This is a genomic window from Massilia sp. NBRC 108631 (genome assembly GCF_059704565.1).
Genome location: NZ_BAAKJE010000272.1, coordinates 1 through 20,395 on the forward strand (window position 1 = coordinate 1; position 20,395 = coordinate 20,395).

Annotated in this window: 17 protein-coding genes; 8 read left to right on the forward strand and 9 right to left on the reverse strand. The window is 67.7% G+C overall.

Going from position 1 to position 20,395, the window contains the following annotated elements:
• Positions 1-1,496 (reverse strand): rhamnogalacturonan lyase (locus AC6H42_RS30210; RefSeq protein ID WP_497549650.1); only part of this gene is annotated, 1,496 nt, incomplete at its 3' end.
• Between the two features lie 174 nt (positions 1,497-1,670).
• Here AC6H42_RS30210 and AC6H42_RS30215 point away from each other — a divergent pair.
• Positions 1,671-3,203, forward strand: coding sequence for an alpha-L-fucosidase (locus AC6H42_RS30215; RefSeq protein ID WP_497549651.1), 1,533 nt, complete (start codon positions 1,671-1,673; stop codon positions 3,201-3,203).
• 28 nt (positions 3,204-3,231) lie between these two features.
• Here the strand turns inward: AC6H42_RS30215 and AC6H42_RS30220 are convergent, their stop codons facing one another.
• Positions 3,232-3,723 carry a pyridoxamine 5'-phosphate oxidase family protein gene (locus tag AC6H42_RS30220; RefSeq protein WP_057156565.1) on the reverse strand — a complete coding sequence of 164 codons (492 nt, stop codon included), beginning with the start codon at positions 3,721-3,723 and terminating at the stop codon, positions 3,232-3,234.
• A gap of 195 nt (positions 3,724-3,918) precedes the next feature.
• Here AC6H42_RS30220 and fnr point away from each other — a divergent pair, with 195 nt between their 5' ends.
• Positions 3,919-4,680 (forward strand): fumarate/nitrate reduction transcriptional regulator Fnr, encoded by a 762-nt coding sequence (gene fnr, locus AC6H42_RS30225; protein WP_497549652.1) that lies wholly within the window; start codon positions 3,919-3,921, stop codon positions 4,678-4,680.
• A gap of 37 nt (positions 4,681-4,717) precedes the next feature.
• Here the strand turns inward: fnr and AC6H42_RS30230 are convergent, their stop codons facing one another.
• Positions 4,718-5,554: a universal stress protein gene (locus AC6H42_RS30230; protein WP_057156566.1), complete on the reverse strand. Its 837-nt coding sequence runs from the start codon at positions 5,552-5,554 to the stop codon at positions 4,718-4,720.
• Positions 5,555-5,586: 32 nt separating this feature from the next.
• A complete protein-coding gene (locus AC6H42_RS30235; RefSeq protein WP_057156567.1) occupies positions 5,587-5,970 on the reverse strand; it encodes a TraR/DksA family transcriptional regulator in 384 nt (127 codons plus the stop codon).
• Positions 5,971-6,145: 175 nt separating this feature from the next.
• Here AC6H42_RS30235 and AC6H42_RS30240 point away from each other — a divergent pair, with 175 nt between their 5' ends.
• The 4 genes from AC6H42_RS30240 to AC6H42_RS30255 are packed head-to-tail and all read left to right on the forward strand — an operon-like array spanning position 6,146 to position 10,170.
• The gene (locus tag AC6H42_RS30240) at positions 6,146-7,627 is read left to right on the forward strand and encodes a sensor histidine kinase (protein WP_057156568.1); all 1,482 of its coding nucleotides are present in this window, start codon (positions 6,146-6,148) and stop codon (positions 7,625-7,627) included.
• Positions 7,624-8,037: a response regulator gene (locus AC6H42_RS30245; protein ID WP_057156569.1), complete on the forward strand. Its 414-nt coding sequence runs from the start codon at positions 7,624-7,626 to the stop codon at positions 8,035-8,037. The genes AC6H42_RS30240 and AC6H42_RS30245 overlap by 4 nt, the downstream gene beginning before the upstream one ends.
• Positions 8,038-8,039: 2 nt before the next feature.
• Positions 8,040-9,542 (forward strand): sensor histidine kinase, encoded by a 1,503-nt coding sequence (locus tag AC6H42_RS30250; RefSeq protein WP_497549653.1) that lies wholly within the window; start codon positions 8,040-8,042, stop codon positions 9,540-9,542.
• On the forward strand, positions 9,535-10,170 hold the full coding sequence (locus tag AC6H42_RS30255) for a response regulator (protein ID WP_057156571.1): 636 nt from the start codon (positions 9,535-9,537) through the stop codon (positions 10,168-10,170). The genes AC6H42_RS30250 and AC6H42_RS30255 overlap by 8 nt, the downstream gene beginning before the upstream one ends.
• Positions 10,171-10,193: 23 nt before the next feature.
• On the opposite strand, the gene AC6H42_RS30260 is transcribed toward AC6H42_RS30255, so the two are convergent.
• A complete protein-coding gene (locus tag AC6H42_RS30260) occupies positions 10,194-10,940 on the reverse strand; it encodes a helix-turn-helix domain-containing protein (RefSeq protein ID WP_057156572.1) in 747 nt (248 codons plus the stop codon).
• A gap of 201 nt (positions 10,941-11,141) precedes the next feature.
• Between AC6H42_RS30260 and AC6H42_RS30265 the strand changes: the two genes are divergently transcribed.
• A complete protein-coding gene (locus AC6H42_RS30265; protein ID WP_497549654.1) occupies positions 11,142-13,235 on the forward strand; it encodes a putative bifunctional diguanylate cyclase/phosphodiesterase in 2,094 nt (697 codons plus the stop codon).
• Positions 13,236-13,307: 72 nt separating this feature from the next.
• On the forward strand, positions 13,308-15,914 hold the full coding sequence (locus AC6H42_RS30270; RefSeq protein ID WP_497549655.1) for an EAL domain-containing protein: 2,607 nt from the start codon (positions 13,308-13,310) through the stop codon (positions 15,912-15,914).
• On the opposite strand, the gene AC6H42_RS30275 is transcribed toward AC6H42_RS30270, so the two are convergent.
• From AC6H42_RS30275 to AC6H42_RS30290, 4 genes are all read right to left on the reverse strand, one after another.
• The gene (locus AC6H42_RS30275; RefSeq protein ID WP_057156574.1) at positions 15,865-16,701 is read right to left on the reverse strand and encodes a response regulator; all 837 of its coding nucleotides are present in this window, start codon (positions 16,699-16,701) and stop codon (positions 15,865-15,867) included. The two genes, AC6H42_RS30270 and AC6H42_RS30275, sit on opposite strands and share 50 nt — an antisense overlap.
• Entirely contained in the window at positions 16,694-18,457 is a 1,764-nt protein-coding gene (locus tag AC6H42_RS30280; RefSeq protein WP_497549665.1) for a hybrid sensor histidine kinase/response regulator, read from the reverse strand. Before AC6H42_RS30280 ends, AC6H42_RS30275 begins: the two co-directional genes overlap by 8 nt.
• Before the next feature lie 191 nt (positions 18,458-18,648).
• On the reverse strand, positions 18,649-19,374 hold the full coding sequence (locus AC6H42_RS30285; RefSeq protein WP_057156575.1) for a Crp/Fnr family transcriptional regulator: 726 nt from the start codon (positions 19,372-19,374) through the stop codon (positions 18,649-18,651).
• Positions 19,375-19,489: 115 nt separating this feature from the next.
• On the reverse strand, positions 19,490-20,251 hold the full coding sequence (locus tag AC6H42_RS30290; protein ID WP_497549656.1) for an OBAP family protein: 762 nt from the start codon (positions 20,249-20,251) through the stop codon (positions 19,490-19,492).
• Positions 20,252-20,395: the final 144 nt, after the last annotated feature.

Genomic DNA, 20,395 nt, shown 5'->3' on the forward strand with positions numbered 1-20,395 from the left:
TCGCGCAGCAGGTCGCCGTCCCACCAGGCCGCGAAATTGATGCGGCGCGGGCGTTCGCTGGATATCTGCACGCCTGCCGCGCTCATCAAACCGCCTACCGAGGCCCAGCATTCCTCTCCCAGGTGGGCAGGGTCGATGTCCATGCAGACGCCGCGTCCGACGTCAGCGCCTTTGCCGTCCAGGCTCCACAGGAGCTTGCCGCTGGCCGCGTCGTGCATCTCCACGCCGTGCTTGCCGTAGCAGCTCGGGGTTTCGTGCACCATGAAAACCTGCTGGCCGGGCAGGGCGGGGTTCAGCTTGCCCACATGGAGGGCATCGCCGTGGCACAGACCGGTGCTGTACAACATTTTTCCGCTGCTGGCGATGGTGGCCGCGCCGTAGATGATGTCATCCTGGCCGTCGTTGTCCACGTCGGCCACGGATAGCCAGTGCGCGCCCTGGTGGTTCACCTCGCCGCCCGCCACGTCGCTGTCGAACACCCAGCGGCTGCTCAGCTTCCCGCCGCGCCAGTCCCAGGCCGCGACCACGGCGCGCGTGTAGTAGCCGCGCGAGAAGATGGCGCTGGGGCGGGCGCCGTCCAGGTAGGCCACGCCGCCGAGGAAGCGGTCTACCCGGTTGCCATAGGCGTCGCCCCATGCCGCCACATCGCCGCGGCCGGGCAGGTAGGGCGCGCTGGCCATGGCCGCGCCGGTTTCGCCGTTGAACACGGTGATGAATTCGGGGCCGGACAGGATGTAGCCCCTGTCGTTGCGGTGGTCGGCTTTCGGATCGCCGATGACCGCGCCCTTGCCGTCGACAGTGCCATCGGCGGTTTTGACCATCAGTTCGGCCTTGCCGTCGCCGTCGAAGTCGTACACCAGGAACGTGGTGTAGTGCGCGCCGGCGCGGATGTTGCGTCCAAGGTCAACACGCCACAGGCGGGTGCCGTCCATCTTGTAGGCGTCGATATAGGTATGGCCGGTGTCGCCCGCTTGCGAATTGTCGCGCGCATTGGCCGGCTGCCACTTCACGATCAGCTCATAGCTGCCGTCGCCGTCCAGGTCGGCCGCCGAGCCGTCATTGATCTCGTAGCCGTAGCGCTTGCCATCCGGCGTGGCGCCGTCGGCGGGCTTCTGGACCGGGATGGTCTTGTACTGCCGCGGCCATGTGGCGCCCGCGCTGGCCGGCGCTTGCTCGGCGCCGCCAGGCAGCACCGGCCGCACCGTGTAGGCGGCTGCAGCGCTGCCTGCGGCGTCCAGGTGGTTGGTGGCATTCAGCGGCGCGGCGTTTACGCGCCGGCTGTCGCGGTAGAGATTGAAGGTCATGCCGGCCGGGTCGGTGGCCAGGGCGCGCCAGCTGACAAATACCGCGCCATTGGCGGCAATGGCGCTTACCCCGCGGTCCAGGTTTTCCAGCTGCTTGCCGGCGATTTGAACAGGACCGGCCGCCGTGGCGGCGCCGGCGTCCAGCGCCACGGCCAGCGCCGTTGCGATGCCGGCGATGCGATAGGTGTGCATAAAGGTCTTGGCTGAGCGGTCGCCCGCGAGGATTTCGAGTATCGAGAGTCGTTTCACCAGTGTCAACGGCTGACGCAATCTAATCATGTTTATGAGTGATACAAAGCGATACGTGCGCGAAACGTGAGAGCGCGCTACGCTAGCAGGCAGCTAAAATAACTATCGGAGACCGCGATGTCACGCACGCGACTGATACTTTCACTGCTGATACCGGCACTGGCCGTGGCCGGCCCGCTGCCCAAGCCGGACCGGGGCGGCGTGCCAGAGTCGAGGCTGTACGACTACGGCGTCATGGGACCGCCGGCCACGCCTGCCATCGTGGCGGCGGCCGGCGCGGCGGTGGCCACGCCGCTGCCGGCCGGCCCGTTCGAGGCGGACTGGGAGTCCATCCGCAAGCATTACCGCACTCCGGCCTGGTTCGAGGACGCCAAGTTCGGCATCTTCATGCACTGGGGCGTGTACGCCGTGCCCGCGCACCGCAACGAATGGTATGAAAAGCACATGTACGGCGCCGGACTGGCCTGGCACACGGCCAATTTCGGCGCGCCCGACCAGTTCGGCTACAAGGATTTCATCCCCATGTTCCGGCAGGAGAAGTTCGACGCGGCCCAATGGGCCGGCCTGTTCCGCCGCTCCGGCGCGCGCTTCGTGATGCCGTCCGCCCAGCATCATGACAATTTTGCGCTGTGGGACAGCAAGGTCACCCCGTTCAACGCGCTCCGCATGGGGCCGAAGCGCGACCTGATCGGCGAGCTGGCTGCCGCCGTGCGCAAGGAAGGCATGAAGTTCGGCGTGTCCAACCACGGCGTGGAGAATTTCACTTTTATCAACCCGCCGCAGGCGCTGGACGACAGGCTCAAAGCGGCGCAGGCGGACCTGTACGACCCGAAGTGGGCCGCCTTCTACAACGTGGCCGACCGCAGCCCGGCTGCCATGACGCGCTTCCTGAGCGACTGGCTGGCGCGCAACCTGGAGCTGATCGACCAGTACCAGCCGGACTTGCTGTGGTTCGACAACGGCGTCAACCTGCGCGTGCTGGATCCGCTCAAGCTGCGCGTGGCGGCCCACTATTACAACCGCGCCCGAGCCTGGAACAAGGAAGTCTCGATCGGCAGCAAGTTCGTGGCCTACGCCCCCAGCAACGACGATACGCAGCAAGTCGGCGCCATCATCGACTTCGAGAAGATCGGCGCGCGCTCGCCGCCGGACATCCGGCCCGGCCCGTGGATGGTGGACGACGCCATCGGCAGCACCTGGGGCTATACCAGCGGCATGAAGGTGGCCGGCGGCGGCGCCATCGTCGGCCGCCTGGTCGATACGGTCAGCAAGGGCGGCTTCTACCTGCTCAACCTGTCGCCCAGGGCCGACGGCGTCATTCCCGAGGAGCAGCAGCGCACCTTGCAGCAAGTGGGCGCCTGGCTGGACAACAACGGCGAGGCGATCTACGGCACCCGGCCGTGGAAACAGTTCGGGGAGGACAGCTGGCGTTTCACCAGCAAGGGCGACGCGGTGTATGCCGTCGGCCTGCCGCGCGACGGTTCGGTGGTGCTGCGCGTGCTGGGGCCGGGCGCAGGCAGGGTGCAGCGCGTGGAACAGCTGGGCCGCGACGGCGTGCTGCCGTTCCGGCAGGCCCAGGAAGGCCTGACGGTGGAAGGCATTTCCATCGCGGCCGGCGGCTTGCCGGCGGCGCTCAAGGTCACTTTCTGATGCCGGGGTGCTGCGCCGGATTCATCGCTCAGTCCGCCGCGCAGGCCTCGGGCGGCACCGCGTACAGTTCGGTGTGGCCGAATTCCACGCTGTAGTCCAGCAGCGAGACCACTTGCGGCACGATGCGCAGCACCAGCACGCTGCCCCAGCCGGGCGGATTGCCTGCCGCCTGCATGTGCTTAATCTCAGGAAACTTGTGCACCATCAGCGCGGCTACCCGCTCCAGCGCGTCGGCGCCGTTGACGATGGTGGCGGTAGCGGCCGCCGAGATGCCGCGGATGCCGTTCCAGTTGGTATAGGGCAGGTTGATGGTCAGCGATACCTTGGGACAATAGGCGATGTTGCGCGCCTTCTGGCTGTCCAACCCGACGCCGGCGTATAGCACCAGCCCTTGGTTTACATAGCTGACCGTGGTCGCCTGCGGATAGCCGTCAGGGCGTAGCGTGGCCAGCGTCAAGTCGGCGCCGGCCGACAGGATGGCCAGGATCCGGTCGCGTGCGGCGGTATGCAAATTGTCCATATTGTCCTCCCTGAGCGCATAAGCGACTGTAGCGCCGTACGGCCGTCCGGTTCTTTGATCCAGATCAAACCCGCTTGTTTTTCGCTCGCGTAGGGGATCCCCTACAGCATCTGGCCGGGATACCCGATAGCGCGCCGGGCAGGCATGGTCGATACTGTGACTCAACTTAGCCATCCCCAATTCCAGGAGTCCACTGTGAACGCCACCATTCCCATCGCCTCCGCCCTCCGCGCACCGGCCCAGCCGCGTTGCGGCCTGTGCAGCTTCAACCGCTTCTGCCTGCCGCAGGGACTGGGCGAGGACACGATGCGCCGCCTGGACCAGATCATTTCGCGTCGCCGCCGCGTGCAGCGCGACGAGCAGCTGTTCAGCATGGGCCAGTCCTTCGGCAGCCTGTACGCGGTGCGGCTGGGCCACTTCAAGACGGCCCAGGTGAACCAGCGTGGCGAGCAGCAGATCACCGGTTTCCACATGGCCGGCGACCTGCTGGGCATGGAGGCGATCGGCGCCGCCCAGCACAGCTGCAGCGCGGTGGCCCTGGAAGACAGCGAAGTGTGCGAGATTCCGTTCGCCCGGCTGCAGGAGCTGGTGGCCCAGGTGCCCGAGCTGATGCGGCAGTTCCACCGCACCATGGCGCGCGAGATCCAGCGCGAGCAGGCGGTGGCTTTATTCCTTGGCAACATGCGCGCCGAGCAGCGCCTGGCGCTGCTGCTGACCCAGCTGGGCGCGCGCTACGCCGCGCGCGGCTTCTCGCCGTCCAGCTTCCAGCTGCGCATGTCGCGCGAAGATATCGGCGGCTACCTGGGATTGACCATCGAGAGCATCAGCCGCCTGCTGGCGCGTTTCCGCAAGGCCGGCTGGATCGACCTGAACAACCGCGACCTGCGCATTCTCGACCTGCCCGGTTTGCAGGACCTGGCCGCAGGCCGCATCGAAGCCGAGTGCGTGGCGGCCTGAGCCGCCACATCGCCGGGCCGGCCGCACCCGGCGCCTGCTAGTGCGCCATCAGCACCGGCAACGTCATGTCACGCAATATGGTGGCAGTCACGCCGCCCAGCAGCATCTCGCGCAGGCGCGCGTGGCCGTAGGCCCCCATGACCAGCAGGTCGGCCCCCGTGTCGGCCGCCAGCGACAGCAGCGCGTTGCCGGCGTCGAGCGCGGTCGGCTGCGCGCTCACTTCCACCTTCACACCGTGCCGGCTCAGATACAGCGCCAGGTCGGCGCCCGGCTGTTCGCCGTGCGTTCCCCAGCGGCTTTGCGGGTTGAACACCACCACCGTCACCCGGGCAGCCAGCTTTAACAGAGGCAAGGCGGCCGTGACGGCGCGCGTGGCCTCGTCGCTGCCGTCCCACGCCACCAGCGCGTGGCTGCCGGTGTGCTCCCAGTCGCCGGCGTACGGCACCAGCAGCACCGGCCGGACCGCGTTCAGCAGCACGTACTCGGGCAGGTCATTCCAGTCGCCCGGTACCGGGTTGTCCGGATCGGTCTGGCTCAGCACCACCAGGTCCGCATAGCGCGCCTGCAGGGCCATGCCGCCGTCGAACTCGTCGCGCACCAGGCGCCGCTCGAAGGAGGGCGCGCCGGTCTGGTCGGCCAGCGTGTCGAACTGGGCCAGCGCACGCTCGGCGCTCTCGCGCATCAGGTCAACCTGTTCCGCGATCATCGGCCCGCCCATGGCTATGCTGGCCGGCATCAGGAAACGCGATACGCCCGTCATGGCGCCGCCGACCAGGTGGGCGTCGAAGGTGCGCGCCAGGGTGGCGGCAAAGCGGATGCGCTGCGGCGCATGGCGCGACAGGTCCGCATGGACCAGGATAGTGCGGTAAGTCATGGCAAACTCCTTGGGTTGGGAAACGACACGTGTCAAACGGGCTGCACGCGATAGTGCCGCTCGCTGGCCTGCTGGCAGTCCAGGCACAGCACCGCAGTGGGCTGCGCCTCCAGGCGCGCCTTGGCAACCGGCTGGCCGCATTGCTGGCACAGGCCGTAACTGCCGTCCGCCATCCGGCTCAGCGCCAGCTCAACCGCCTCCAGCTGGCGGCAGTCCTGGTGCAGCAACGCCAATTCATCCTCGCCCAGCGCGTCGGCCTGGGCCGGATCGGCCAGGGCGTTGCAGGTGGCCAGGGTGCTGGCATCTTCGCTGCCGTCCGAGTACAGCCGCGCGCGCACCGCGCCGGCCAGGGCGCCGCGCCGCTCCAGCAGCGCGCGCTGCAGGCTTGCTATCAAGTTGCTATCGATTTGTTGCATTGCATTCTCCACTCTTCCACTGGCACCACTGTAGGGGAAGCGGGCAGGGCGCGTCAGTAGCCGGTTTGATCCAGGTCAAATCGCCCCGCAATTTCGCCGCTGGCGGGGCGGGCTTTACCGGGCAGGGGTATCGATCGTATGATGGTGGCCTCTTCGACAACCGCAGGGACCTTGCGTGCAGAATCCCCCCATTGCCGACCAGAGCCTGGCCTGGCTGCTGGCGTCGGCCACCGACCCGGTCATCATCGTCGACCGCGCCGGCCTGATCGCGCTGGCCAATCCTGCGCTGGAGGCGCTTTTCGGCTATGCGCAGCAGCAGCTGCAGGGTTTGCCGGTGGAAACGCTGATCCCGGAGCGCTTTCGGCGCGGCCACGAGGCGCTGCGCGAGGGCTACAGCGCACAGCCGCATCCACGCGTGATGGGCGCCGGCGCCGCACTGTTCGGCCGCCACCGCGAAGGACGCGAATTTCCGGTCGAAGTAAGCCTGTCGCCGCTGCGCAGCCCGGACGGCCAGGACATGGTGATGGCCACGGTGCACGACGTGAGCGCGCGCAAGGCCGCCGAACGCGCGCTCGAGGAGAGCGAAGCGCGCATGCGCGCGGTGTTCGAAACGGCCGTGGACGCCATCATCACCATCGACGAGCACGGCGCGCTGGAGCGCCTGAACCCGGCCGCCGAGCGCATGTTCGGCTACCGCGAGGACGAGGTCGCCGGCCGCAACATTTCCATGCTGATGCCCGAACCGCACCGCAGCGCGCACGACGGCTACCTGGCGCACTACCTGGCCACGGGCGAGAAGCGCATCATCGGCAAGGGGCGCGAAGTGCAGGGCATGCGGCGCGACGGCAGCGTGTTCCCCATGGACTTGTCGGTGGCGGAAATGACGCTGGGCGGCAAGCGCATGTTTACCGGCCTGGTGCGCGACATCACCGAGCGCAAGCAGTCCGAGCAGAAAACCCAGCAGCTGCTGCAGGAGCTGAGCAGCGCCAACGAGGAACTGACCAATTTCGCCTACGTCGTGTCGCACGACCTGAAGGCGCCGCTGCGCGGCATCGGCTCGCTGGCCGACTGGCTGGCCACCGACTACGCCGAGCAGTTCAACGACGAAGGCAAGGAGCACATGCGCCTGCTGATCAACCGCGTGCACCGCATGGGCGCGCTGATCGACGGCATCCTGCAGTATTCGCGGGTGGGCCGGGTGCGCGAGGCGGTGTGCCCGGTGGACCTGAACCGGGTGCTGGCCGAGGTGGTCGACCTGCTGGCGCCGCCGCCCGGCATCGTCGTCGATATTGCCCCCGGCCTGCCCACCGTGGCCGGCGAGCCGACCCGGCTGCAGCAAGTGTTTCACAACCTGATTTCCAACGCCATTAAATACATGGACCGCCCGGATGGGCGCGTCAGCGTCGGCTGTGCCGACGAGGGCAGCCACTGGCGCTTCGCCGTGGCCGACAACGGCCCCGGCATCGAGCCGCGCCATTTCGACCGTATTTTCCAGCTGTTCCAGACGCTGGCCCCGCGCGACCGCGTCGAGAGCACCGGCGTCGGCCTGGCACTGGTGAAGAAAATCGTCGAGATGTACCGCGGCCGCGTCTGGGTCGAGTCCGCGCCGGGCGCGGGCGCCACTTTCTATTTCACATGGCCCAAGGATAGCCGATGAAAAATTCAAGCAAGCCCATACTGCTGATCGAGGACGACAGCGTGGACGTGATGACCGTCAAGCGCGCCCTGAAGGAGATCGGCGTGGGCAATACCGTGGTGGCGCTGGAGCACGGCGAGGCCGCGCTGGACTACCTGCGCACGCCGGGCAACGAGCGCCCCTGCATCATCCTGCTGGACCTGAACATGCCCATCATGAGCGGCATCGAGTTCCTGCGCGAGGCCAAGCGCGATCCCGCGCTGCGCCTGATCCCGGTGGTGGTGCTGACCACGTCGGCCGAACAGCAGGACAAGCTCAGCAGTTTCGAACTGGGCGTGGCCGGCTACATGGCCAAGCCGGTCGACTACCGCGCCTTCGTCGAAGTGATGCGCTCGATCGACCGCTACTGGACCGTCAGCGAGATGCCCTGACCATGGACAGCCCGTCACTGCCGGCCGCGCCGGTGCGCGTGCTGATCGTCGAGGACGACATGGTCGACCGCATGGCCTGCCGGCGCGCCTTCCGCGCCGCCGGCGCCTACCAGCTGCTGGAAGCCGAAACCGGCCAGCAGGGCCTGGCCATGGCGCTGTCCGGCGAGGCCGACTGCGTGCTGCTGGACTACAATCTGCCGGACCTGACCGGCCTGGAATTTTTGGCCGGGCTGGCGGCCAGCCGTCCCGGCGGCGACGCGCCGCCGGTGATGATGCTGACCGGCGCCGACAGCGCCACCGTGGCTGCCGAAGCCATGCGGCGCGGCGCGCGCGACTACCTGGTCAAGGACGCCGAAGGGCGCTACCTGGAACTGCTGCCGGCCGGCATAGAACGCATGCTGCGCGAGCAGCGCCTGCGCGCCGACAAGCAGCAGGCCGAGGCGCGCTTCCGCACGCTGGTCGAGCAGATCCACGCGGTCAGCTATGTGGCTGGCACCGGCCCGCGCGCGGTGCTGGAGTATGTCAGCCCGCAGATCCGCCTGCTGGGCTACACGCCCGAGGAATGGCTGGCCGACCCCGGCCTGGCGCGCGCGCGCATGCACCCGGAGGACCGCGAGCGGGCCTGGGCGCAGGTGTGCACCAGCCGGGCCGAGGCCAGCCCGCTGCGGGTGGAGTACCGGCTGCTGCCGCGCGGCGGCGGCGAACTGTGGGTGCGCGACCAGGCCGACCCGGTGCCCGGCAGCGGCGGCCCCGGACCGGGCGCGGCGGTGCTGCAGGGCCTGCTGATCGATATCAGCGCCAGCAAGGCGGCCGAACAGGCGCTGCGCCAGTCGCAGGAAGAACTGCGGCGCCTGGGCGCGCACCAGGAACGCATCAAGGAAGAGGAGCGCAAGCGCATTGCGCAGGAAATTCACGACGAGCTGGGCGGCCTGCTGACCGGCATCCGCGCCTACATCCTGGTGGCGCAGGAGCGCGCCGTGGCGGCCGGACGCGAACCGGAACCGCTGCTGGCCGACACGGCAGACCTGGTGCAGACCGCCATCGAAACGGTGCGGCGCGTGATCACCGACCTGCGGCCCAGCGTGCTGGACCAGCTGGGCGTGTGGGCCGCGCTGGAATGGTACGCCGGCCAGGTGGCGCTGCGCGCCGGCTTGCGCTGCGAGTGCAGCATCGACGCCCGGGTGGCCGAGCTGGAACTGGACGCCGAACGCAGCACCATGCTGTTCCGCGTGGTGCAGGAAGCGCTGACCAATGTGGTGCGGCACGCCGGCGCCAGCGAAGCGCGGGTCGCGGTGGCGCGCGAGCCGGCCGGCTTGCGGCTGACGGTCACGGACAACGGCAAGGGCATTGCCGCCGAGGGACTGTTGCGGCGCGAATCGTGGGGCATACTCGGCATGCACGAGCGCAGCCGCAGCTTCGGCGGTGAACTGGCCATCACCGGCGGCGAGGGCGGTACGGTGCTGACCTTGCGCCTGCCATTGCCACAGGAGGAACATCATGACTGACGCGATCCGGGTCTTGCTGGTGGACGACCACGCCATCGCCCGCAACGGCGTGCGCCTGATGCTGGGCACGGCCAGCGGCATCGCAGTGACGGGCGAAGCCGGCAATGCCGGCGAGGCCATGCAGCGCGTGGCGGAGCAGGAATTCGACGTGGCGCTGGTGGACATCACCATGCCAGGCAAAAATGGCCTGGAACTGCTGAAGGCGCTGCGCGCCGAGCGTCCCCGCATGGCGGTGCTGATGCTGAGCACCTACTCGGAAGAGATTTACGCCGTGCGCGCGCTGAAACTGGGCGCGGCGGGCTATCTGACCAAGGACGCGCCCACCGCCACGCTGGTGGAGGCGGTGCGCAAGGCGGCCGCCGGCGGCAAGCACGTCAGCCCGGCGCTGGTGGAAAAACTGGCCATGCTGGTGGGCGGCGGCGGCGCCGGCGACCACGAGGCGCTGTCGGACCGCGAGCTGGAAGTATTCAAGCTGATCGCCGCCGGGGAGGCGCTGGTGCGCATCGGCGAGCTGCTGCACCTGAGCCCGAACACCGTCACCACCTACCGCACCCGCATCCTGGACAAGATGGGCATGGCCAGCAACGCCGAGCTGACCCGCTACGCGCTCGAGCACGGCATGATCTGACCCGCCGTGCGCCCGCACACGGCTCAAACGGCGTGCATGGCCAGCCCTTCCTGCGCCGGGGCCGCCGCAATCGCGCGCAGGCCGGCCGTGTCGAGCAGTTCGATGGCGCGGTTGCTCACCGCCAGCAGGCCGTTCTGCTTGAACATCGACAGCAGGCGGCTTACGCTCTCCACCGTCAGCGCCAGGTAGGCAGCCAAGTCCTCGCGCGACATGCACAGCTGGAAGTTGGTTGCCGAGCCGCCGCGCTCGCCGTAACGCCCGCCCAGGTCGAGCAGCAAGCGCGCCAGCCGCTGCGGGGCACGCGCATTGCCGAGAAAGAGCATCTGGTCCTGGCGCTGCGCCAGGTTGGCACTGAGCAATTGCGACAGGCGCCGCGCCAGCGCCGGTTGCTGCGCCATCAGGCTTTCCAGCCCGGCATAGGGGAGGGAGCAGATCACGCTGTCCGACAGGGCCACCGCGTCGTTCGCGTAGCGGCCGTTGCCGATGGCGTCCAGTCCCATCAGGTCGCCGGGCATGGCAAAGCCCAGTACCTGTACGCCGCCATCCGGGGCCGCGCGCTGCAGCTTGAACTGGCCGCTCAGCACCGCATGCAGCTGGCCGAAGGGCGTACCGCCGACTTCCACGCGTTCGTGCCGCGCCACCGGCCGCCGCTGCGCCACGGTACGTTCGAATTCATCCAGCGCGCCGCCTGCCAGGCCAGAGGGCAGGCAGAGCGCGCGCCAGCGGCAGTTGGCACAGTTGGCGGAGGAAAGCGGGGACGGCTGATTCATTGTGGCAAGAAACCTTTCATACTTGAAGTTGCAGAGTATCAAGTATGCAAAGCTGCGCCTTTGATCCATATCAAAAAATCCTGCACTACCTTTCTTTGCTGCGCTGCAAAAATACAGCGCTTTTTTGATCTAGATCAGTCTTTTTGTTGCCCAACGTCAGTATTCTTGCGCTGATTTCCCTGAAGTAATGAGCGAGGAGCCATGAACAACACCCAATCCGCAGCCCACGGCCTGGCGGTGCATGCACTGCTGGACGCGTTACCCGACGAGATAGCCGTGCTCGGCCCGGATGGCACCATCCTGGCGGTCAACCGCGCCTGGCGCAGATTCGCTGCGCGCCACGACGCAGGCGGCGCCGAGGCAGTCGGCGCAGTCGGCAGCAACTACCTGGCCGCATGCCACCAGGGGCGCACGGCGGGGCAGGCCCACGCCGGCATCTCGGCGGTACTGGCCGGGGCCTCGGAGCGCTTCCAGATGGAGTACGCGCTGCCGACTGCGGAAGGGGAGCGCTGGTTCGGCATGTCCGTTACGCCGCTGGAGGCGGGCTGGCGGGGGGCGCTGGTGGCACACACCGACACTACCGAGCGGCGCCGGGCCGAAGCGGGCCAGCGCATCGCCGCCATCGCCTTCGATTCCCCGGAAGGCATGATGGTGACCGACGCCGACGGCATCATCCTGCAGGTCAACGCATCGTTCAGCCGCATCACCGGCTACAGCAGCGCCGAGGCGGTGGGGCGGACACCGGGCATGCTCAGCTCGGGCCGCCACGACGCCGCCTTCTATCAGGGCATGTGGGCCGCCATCGGTGCCAACGGCCGCTGGCAGGGCGAAGTCTGGAACCGCCGCAAGAATGGCGAAGTGTATCCGGAACTGCTCAACATTGCCGCGGTGCGCGACGGCAGCGGCGCCGTCACGCACTACGTGGCCTCGCTCAACGACATCACGCTGAGCAAGGCGGCCAGCGACCAGATCAAGAACCTGGCCTTCTACGACCCGCTCACGCACCTGCCCAACCGGCGCATGCTGCTGGAGCGGCTGGCGCAGGCGCTGCCCGCCGCCCACAGCAGCGGCCACCACGGCGCGCTGATGATCATTGACCTGGACGACTTCAAGACCCTCAACGAAACGCTGGGCCACAGCACCGGCGACCTGCTGCTGCAAAAGGTCGCGGCCCGGCTGCACGCTTGCCTGCGCCAGGGGGACACGGTGGCGCGCCTGGGGGGCGACGAGTTCGTGGTGCTGGTGGAAGGCTTGAGCGCGCAGCAGAGGGAGGCCGGTACGCAGTGCGAGGCGCTGGCCGGCAAGGTGCTGGCGGCGTTGAGCCGTCCTTACGGGCTGGGCCCGCACCAGTGCCACAGCACGCCCAGCATCGGCATCACGCTGTTCAGCGGCGGCGTCGAGCAGCATGCCGACGAAGTGCTGGCGCAGGCCGACATTGCCATGTACCAGGCCAAGCAGGCCGGCCGCAACGGCATCCGCTTCTTCGACCAGAGCATGCAGGACAGCATCAGCGACCGGGTGCGGCTGGAAAACGAGCTGCGCCACGCCATCGACACCCAGCAGTTTGAACTCTATTACCAGTTGCAGGTGAACCGCCTGCATCAGCCCGTGGGGGCGGAGGCGCTGATACGCTGGCGCCAGCCGGACGGCAGTACGGTCTCGCCGGCGCGCTTCATTCCGCTGGCCGAGGAAACCGGCATGATCTTGCAGCTGGGCCAGTGGGTGCTGGAAAGCGCCTGCGCCCAGCTGCGCGCGTGGCGCAGCGAGCCTGCCATGGCGGCACTGACGCTGGCTGTCAATGTCAGCGCGCGCCAGTTCCACCAGTCGGACTTCTGCGAGCAGGTCTGCTCGGCCGTGCAGCGCTACGGCATCGACCCGGGCTTGCTGAAACTGGAGCTGACCGAGGGCGTGCTGCTCGACAACACGGACGACACTATCGCCAGCATGCAGGCGCTGCGCCGCCTCGGCGTGCGCTTTTCGCTGGACGATTTCGGCACCGGCTACTCCTCGCTGCAATACCTGAAGCGGCTGCCGCTGGACCAGTTGAAGATCGACCAGTCCTTCGTGCGCGATCTGGTGAACGACGGCAATGACCAGGCCATCGTGCTCACCATTATCGCCATGGCGCGCAGCCTGAACCTGGACGTGATCGCCGAAGGCGTGGAGACGGACGGGCAGTGCGCTTTGCTTGGCCAGCTGGGCTGCCAGTCCTACCAGGGCTATCTGTTCAGCAAGCCGGTGCCGGCAGCGGCGCTGGCGCGGCTGGTGCAGGAGGGAATTCCCGGGGCGATTTGATCCACATCAAGGCTTTTGTAGCTATATGGACACTATAGTGTATCAACTTATAATAAAACCTGACAGGGATCCATGAATCAAACCATGTCCGAACAGCTGGGCGTGCTGGTCGAAGAAATGATGCCGGACGCGGAGGCGGTGCGCCGGCGCCTGGCCTTCCTCGAGTTTGGCCACACCGATGCAGTCTTGCTGCGCCAGGCCCACGATGGCCTGGAACGGCAGGCCGGCCCGGTGATCGACGCGTTCTACCGGCACCTCGGCAGCGTGCCCGAACTGGCCGGCATGCTGGCCGACAAGGTCCGTTTCGAGCGCCTGCAGCGTGCCCAGTCCAACTACTTCAGCAGCCTGTCCGGCGCCCCGGTCGATGGCGACTACGTGCGCGACCGCGTGACCGTGGGCCTGGTGCACCAGCACATCGGGCTCGAACCGCAGTGGTATATCGGCGCCTACCGCAAGTATCTGGCCTCCATCGGTGGCGTGCTGCGCGAGCAGCTTGCAGACCAGCCTGACCTGGCGTGGGAAACCTACGGCGCGCTGCTCAAGCTGGTCTTTTTCGACCTCGGCCTGGCGCTGGACACCTACATCCGTTCCGGCGAACAGGACCTGCTGCGGCTCAAGACGTATTCCGAGCAGGTGATCGACAGCATGCCGGCCGGCGTGATGGCGGTGTGCGCCAACGGTACGGTGCGCACCATGAACCAGGCCTGGTGCGCGCTGCTGGCGGTGGAGGGCCGGGACGCGGCCGGGCAGCCTTACGCGGCCTTCGTTCCGCAGCCGCAGCTCAGGGCCGGCATTGCGGCCGGCCTGGCCGACCCAGATTACCGCCAGGAGCTGGTGATCAGTGCCGGCGCCGACCACCAGCCGGCGCGCCAGCTGCGCTGCAAGCTGACGCGCGTGCCGCTGGACGGGCAGCGCATGCTGCTGCTGGTGATCGAGGATGTGACCGCGTCGATGGAGGCGCGCGCGCAGCTGCGCGCCAGCGAGGCGCGCTTCCGGGCCGCCTTCGGCCAGGCCGCCGTGGGCCTGGCGCAGCTGTCGCTGGACGGGCGCTGGCTGCGCGCCAACCTCAAGGTGCAGGGGCTGCTGGGCTATACCGAGGCCGAGCTGGCCGGCATGACGCTGTGCGACGTGCTGCCGCAGGAAGAGCGCGCGGCCGACACCGCGGCGCTGCACGGCCTGCTGGCCGGCGATAGCGACGGCTACTGCCGCGAGCTGCGCTACCGCCACAAGGCCGGCCACCTGGTGTGGGTGCAGGCGAGCTACTCGCGCATGTACACCGAACAGGACGGCATCACCCTGATCGGCGTGATCGAGGACGTGGCGCAGCGCAAGCGCTACGAGCAGGAGTTGACGCAAATGGCCAACCACGACGCGCTGACCGGCCTGGCCAACCGGGCGCTGCTGCTGGACCGGCTGACCCAGGCCGTGACCTATGCGCGCCGCGCCAGCCGCTGGGTGGCGGTGCTGTTCCTCGACCTGGACCGCTTCAAGAACATCAACGACAGCCTGGGCCACGACGCCGGCGACCAGGTGCTGGTGGAAGTGGCGGCCCGGCTCTCGGCCTGCGTGCGCAACGGCGACACCGTGGCGCGCCTGGGCGGCGACGAGTTCGTGGTGCTGCTGGCCGACGTGGCGCGCGGCGAGGAGGTGGCGGTGGTGGCGCAGAAGCTGGCCGACGCGCTGGCGCTGCCGATGTCGGTGTTCGGGCATGAGATTACGCCGGTGGCCAGCTTCGGCATCAGCCTGTATCCCAAGGACGGCGGCGACAGCCAGGCGCTCCTGAAAAACGCGGACGCGGCCATGTACAGCGCCAAGAAGCTGGGCGGCGCCCAGTTCCAGTTCTATGCGCTGGACATGAATCTGCGCACGCTGGACCGGCTCAAGCTGGAGGCGGCGCTGCGCCACGCCGTCGAGCGCGACGAGTTCGAGCTGCACTACCAGCCGCAGCTGGACCTGGCCAGCGGCGCCATCGAAGGCGTGGAGGCGCTGGTGCGCTGGCGCCGGCCCGGCCACGGCCTGGTGCCGCCGGCCGAGTTCATCCCGGTGGCGGAGGAGACCGGCCTCATCATCCCGCTGGGCGACTGGGTGCTGCGCGCCGCCTGCGCCCAGCAGGTGGCCTGGCGCGAGGCCGGCCTGGGCGACCTGCGCATGGCGGTCAACCTGTCGGCACGCCAGTTCAAGCAGCACGACCTGATGCACAGCGTGGTGCAGGCGCTGCACCAGACCGGCTGCGCGCCGGAGCGGCTGGAACTGGAAATTACGGAAAGCGTGCTGATGGAACATCCCGACGCGGCCACGCTGATCATGCAGCAGCTCAGCGACATGGGCGTGCAGCTGTCGATCGACGACTTCGGCAGCGGCTATTCCAGCCTGGCGTACCTGAAGCGCTTTCCCATCCATTCACTGAAGATAGACCGCGCCTTCGTGCACGACATCACCACCGACGACGACGACGCGGCCATCGCCAGCGCCATCATCGCGCTGGCCCACAGCATGAAGCTGACGGTGATCGCGGAAGGGGTGGAGACCGAGCAGCAGCTGGCCTTCCTGCGGCGCGCGCAGTGCGACCAGGTGCAGGGCTATTACTTCAGCCGGCCCTTGCCCGCCGCCGCCCTGGCTGGGTGGCTGGCTATGGCGCCGGCGCCGCCCGCTGCGGCAGCGCCGACAGCAGGTGGGTGATGTCGCGGCCGACGCCGCGGTAGCCGCTGAAGCGCCCGCCGCCGTCGAACATCGGCTCGCCGCTGACTTCAACGTACTGCATGGCGCCGCGCGCCGTGGTGCGGCTGCAGATCAGGTCGAGGAAGGGCTTGCGCTCGGCGATGTTGGCTTCCAGCGCGGCGCGCTCGGCGGCGTTCCAGTCGCCCACCGGCTGGCCCGGGGCCTGTTCCAGGCCCAGCATGCCGGCCGCGCCGCCCGAACTGCACGCCAGCGCGCCCTCGGCGTCCTGCTCCCAGTACCAGTCCGACGACAGCTCGGTGAAGCGCTGGAAGCGCGCCTCGCTGGCGCGCAGCTCGGCGGTGCGCTCGAGCACGGTGAACTCGAGCTGCTGGTTGTAGCGGTTCAGGCGCTGGTGCAGCAGGCGCAGTTCCAGCATGTTGCGGATGCGCGTCTGCAGCTCCACCAGTTCATAGGGCTTGCTGACGAAGTCGCGCGCGCCCGCTTGCAGCGCCCGCAGCTTGTGGTCGGGCTGGGCGGTGACGACCAGCACCGGCACATAGCTGTCCGGCTCGATGTCCTGCAGCCCGGCCATGACGCCGAAACCGTCCAGGCCCGGCATCTGCAGGTCGAGCAGGATCAGGTCATAGGAGTGTTCGAGGTGCAGCGCGCGCACCGCGAACGGATCGGTGCAGGACGTCACGCGCTGGTAGCCGGCGTTGTCCAGCATTTGCTCCAGCAGCATGACGTTGGCCTCCTGGTCGTCGACGATCAGGATGCTGGCGTTGAGTATGGCGGATGCTTCAATCATGGTGTTCTACCTTGGTGTTCAACTTGGTGTCCAACTTGGTGTCCAACTGAGTGTCCAATTTCTGGTCCTGGCTGTACTGCAGCGCGATGTCCAGCGTGTCCATGAACTCGGCCACATTGATCGGCTTGGTGAGATAGCGGAAGAACCCGGCCTGCAGGCCGCGCTCGATGTCGCGCGGGACCGCGTTGGCCGACAGCGCCACGACGGGAATGCGCGCGGTGGCCGCTTCCGTCTGCAGGATTTTCAGGCAGCCGAAGCCGCTGATGCCGGGCAGGTTGATGTCCATCAGGATCACGTCGGGCAGGCAGGTGCGGGCCAGCTGCAGGCCCAGGCTGCCGTCGATGGCAGTCAGCAGCGCCAGGTCGGTGCGGCGCGCCACCAGCTGCTCGACCAGGCTGAGGTTGGCCGGATTGTCCTCCACGTACAGCAGCGTGCGCAGCGCCGAGGACAGCGCGGGGAGTTCGGCCGGCGGCGGCACATAGGTGGCCACGTCCAGCATGGGCTCGCTGCTGGCCTGCATCTCGATCCAGAACGAGGTGCCCACGCCCGGCTCGCTGTCGACGCCGATGCGGCCGTTCATCAGTTCGATCAGCTGGCGCGTCACCACCAGGCCGATGCCGGTGCCTTCCTCGCCGCTTTCGTCCTGGCCCAGCCGGTTGAACGGCTGGAACAATTGCCCCAGCTGGGCCGGCGTCAGGCCGTGGCCGGTGTCGTCCACGCTCACGCGCACCACGCCGTCCATGCTGGCGCAGCGCACCGTGACGCTGCCGCCGTGGCGGTTGTACTTGATGGCGTTCGACAGCAGGTTGATCATCACCTGCTTGACCCGGGTACGGTCGGCGTGCACGAACAGCGCCTGGTCCGGTTCGGGGAAGTACATGGTGATGCCGCGCTTCTCGGCCAGCGGCGCTACCATGGCATGGCAGTCGTGCAGCACGTCAAGCAAGCCCATCGATTCGCGCGACATGGTGACGCGGCCCGATTCGATCATGGCCAGGTCGAGGATCTCGTTGATCAGGCGCAGCAGATACCAGCCAGCTTTCATGATCTGGTCAAGCGAGCGCTGCTGGCGCAGCGGCGGCGGCGGCTTTTCGGACGCCATCAGCTGCGCGAAACCCAGCACCGCGTTGAGCGGCGTGCGCAGTTCATGGCTCATGCTCGACAGGAATTCGGACTTGGCGCGGTTGGCCTTGTCGGCCGTGGCGCGGGCCTGCTCCAGTTCCACGTTGCTCTCCTGCAGTGCCTGCTGCTGCTCGCGCAGGCGCTGGTCGAGCAGGGACTGGACCGCCTCGGCCTGCTTGCGCGCCGTGTTGTCGGTGCCCATCAGCAGATAGCCGATGACCTGCTCGCGCCCGTCGCGCAGCGGACTCACCGAAACGAGGGCCGGCAGGCGGCTGCCGTCCTTGCGGATGTAGGTCAGCTCGTAGATGTCCTCGATGCCGCGCGTAGCCTTGAACACCAGCGCCTCGAAGCCGGGTGCGATCGCCGTGCCCAGCTCTTCGCTCAGGGAGGCGGCGCGCGCCACCAGTTCGTCGGCGTCCGAAATGCCGGCCGGTGTGATGCGGTTCACCACGTCGGCCGCCTCGTAGCCCAGCATGCGTTCGGCGCCGACGTTGAACAGCTGGATCACCCCCTGCGTGTCGGTGGCGATGCTGGAAAAATTGGCGCTGTTGAAAATGGCGTGCTGCAGCGCGTCCGCCTTGAGCAATTGCTGGCGGCCGTGCAGCACCGCGCTGCGGTTGCGCATCATCCACATGATGCGCAGGTAGACCCCGCCCAGGAACAGGGCGCCGGCCAGGGCCATGTTGCCGGCCAGGCCCAGGCTGGTGGCCGGGTCGAGGCGGCCATTGCGCGCCATGGCGAACGTGCCCAGCAGCAGCACCAGCGTGACGCCGAAGCCGCCCAGCAGCAAGCGTTCGGTCGGGGTCTTCTGTTTGGAAACCATGCTCACTCCCGGTTGTCGCGCACGTCGGACAGCAGGCGCGCGAACTCGCTCTTGACCACCTGGTAGCACTCGCACACGTCCGCCTCCAGCCCGGCACGGTCGAGCACGGTGATATGGCCGCGCCGGTAGCTGATGTAGCCGAAGTCCTGCAGGCGGCCGGCCGCCTCCGTCACGCCTTCGCGGCGCACTCCCAGCATGCCGGCGATCAGCTCCTGGGTCATGGTCAGTTCCTTGTCGCCCAGGCGGTCCAGCGTCAGCAGCAGCCAGCGGCACAGCTGCTGGTACAGCGTGTGGTGCCGGTTGCAGACCGCCGTTTGCGACATCTGCGTCAGCAGCGCCTGGGTGTAGCGCAGCAGCAGGCGCATCGCGGGGCCGGCCCGGTTGAACTCTTCCTGCAGTATGGCAGCCCGCAACCGGTAGCCGTGGCCGCCGGTCTGCACCACGGCGCGGCTGGGCGTGGAATCGCCGCCCATGAACAGTGCGATGCCCAGCACGCCCTCGTTGCCCACGCCGGCAATTTCCGACGAGCCGCCGTTCTCGAGCAGGTAGTGCAGCGAGACGATGGCGGTGGTGGGAAAATAGACGTGGGCGAGCTTGGCCCCGGATTCGTACAGCACGTCGCCCAGCCGCATGGCGACCAGTTCGAGGTGCGGCGCCAGGCGCGCCAATTCGGGGGCGGGCAGGGCGGACAGCAGATGGTTTTGTGTGGGGTCGTTAAGACCGGACATGTCAGGATTCCTGATTCCAGTCGTTAACTAGGTGGGTAGCAGAGGCGGCCGAACGATTGCCGTGTCGACACAGTAACACAGCGCATGTGTTTCCGTTGGTTTCTCTGCACGGTCCCTATTTATTCGCCACGCCCGGGATGTCCTTGGTCGCGGGGCCGAATTTGCCCTTCAGCTCGTCCACGCCCGATTGCGGCCGGGCCAGCTGCCGCAAAGCGGCCCGCTTGCCGCGCTTTTTCTCGGTGCTCATCTTCATGCGCTGGTCGCGCGCGGCCACCAGGCCGGGCAGGGCTTCGCCGTCGCGGTTGAAGGACCAGGCCAGCATCGGCTCGCCCAGCGGCAGCGTGTCATTGGGGTGGCCCTGGTGGCCGGTATTCCACACATGCCAGGTCTTGCCGTAGCTGTTGAGCTTGTCCTTCATCAGCGCCGTTTCCGCGGCTTCCGGTATCCCCGGCGCCACCAGTTGCCCGCTCAGGATTTCGCCGTTGTGCGGATGCCAGTACTTGCGCTCGGCTTCCGGCAGCGTTTCAAACAGCTTCTCCGAAATGATGTACTCGATGCCATGCAGGTTTGCCGCCTTGGTATTGCCGTCGAACAGCACGCACTGCGCGAAATCCTGGTTGCGCTGGTGGCAATAGTGATGCGCCTCGATCTGCTGTTCCGGATGCTCCTTCATGGGGTGGAAACCGACCAGGTAGATGTCGAACCTGGCCGCCGGCGTGTTATCTTGCAACACTTTCGCGCCGCCTTCCAGCACCCGGGTCCGCGCCGTCTTTTCCGCGCCCGGCGGCGCGGCAGCCGGCGCCACCGGTTGCTGCGCGGCGGCGCCGGCTGCCGCCAAGGCCGCTGCCAGAGCGGCTCTCTGAAATCCCGTGCCCATGCGCGCCTCCATGCCACATGCAAACAGGGCACCAGCGTAACGTCTCCGTGGGCCTGCCCGCCACACCTTTCCGCAGGCAAACCGTTGCTCCGGGGCGGTTACCAGCGGGTGAATATTGATGTACTATCCTTGCAACAATCCTTT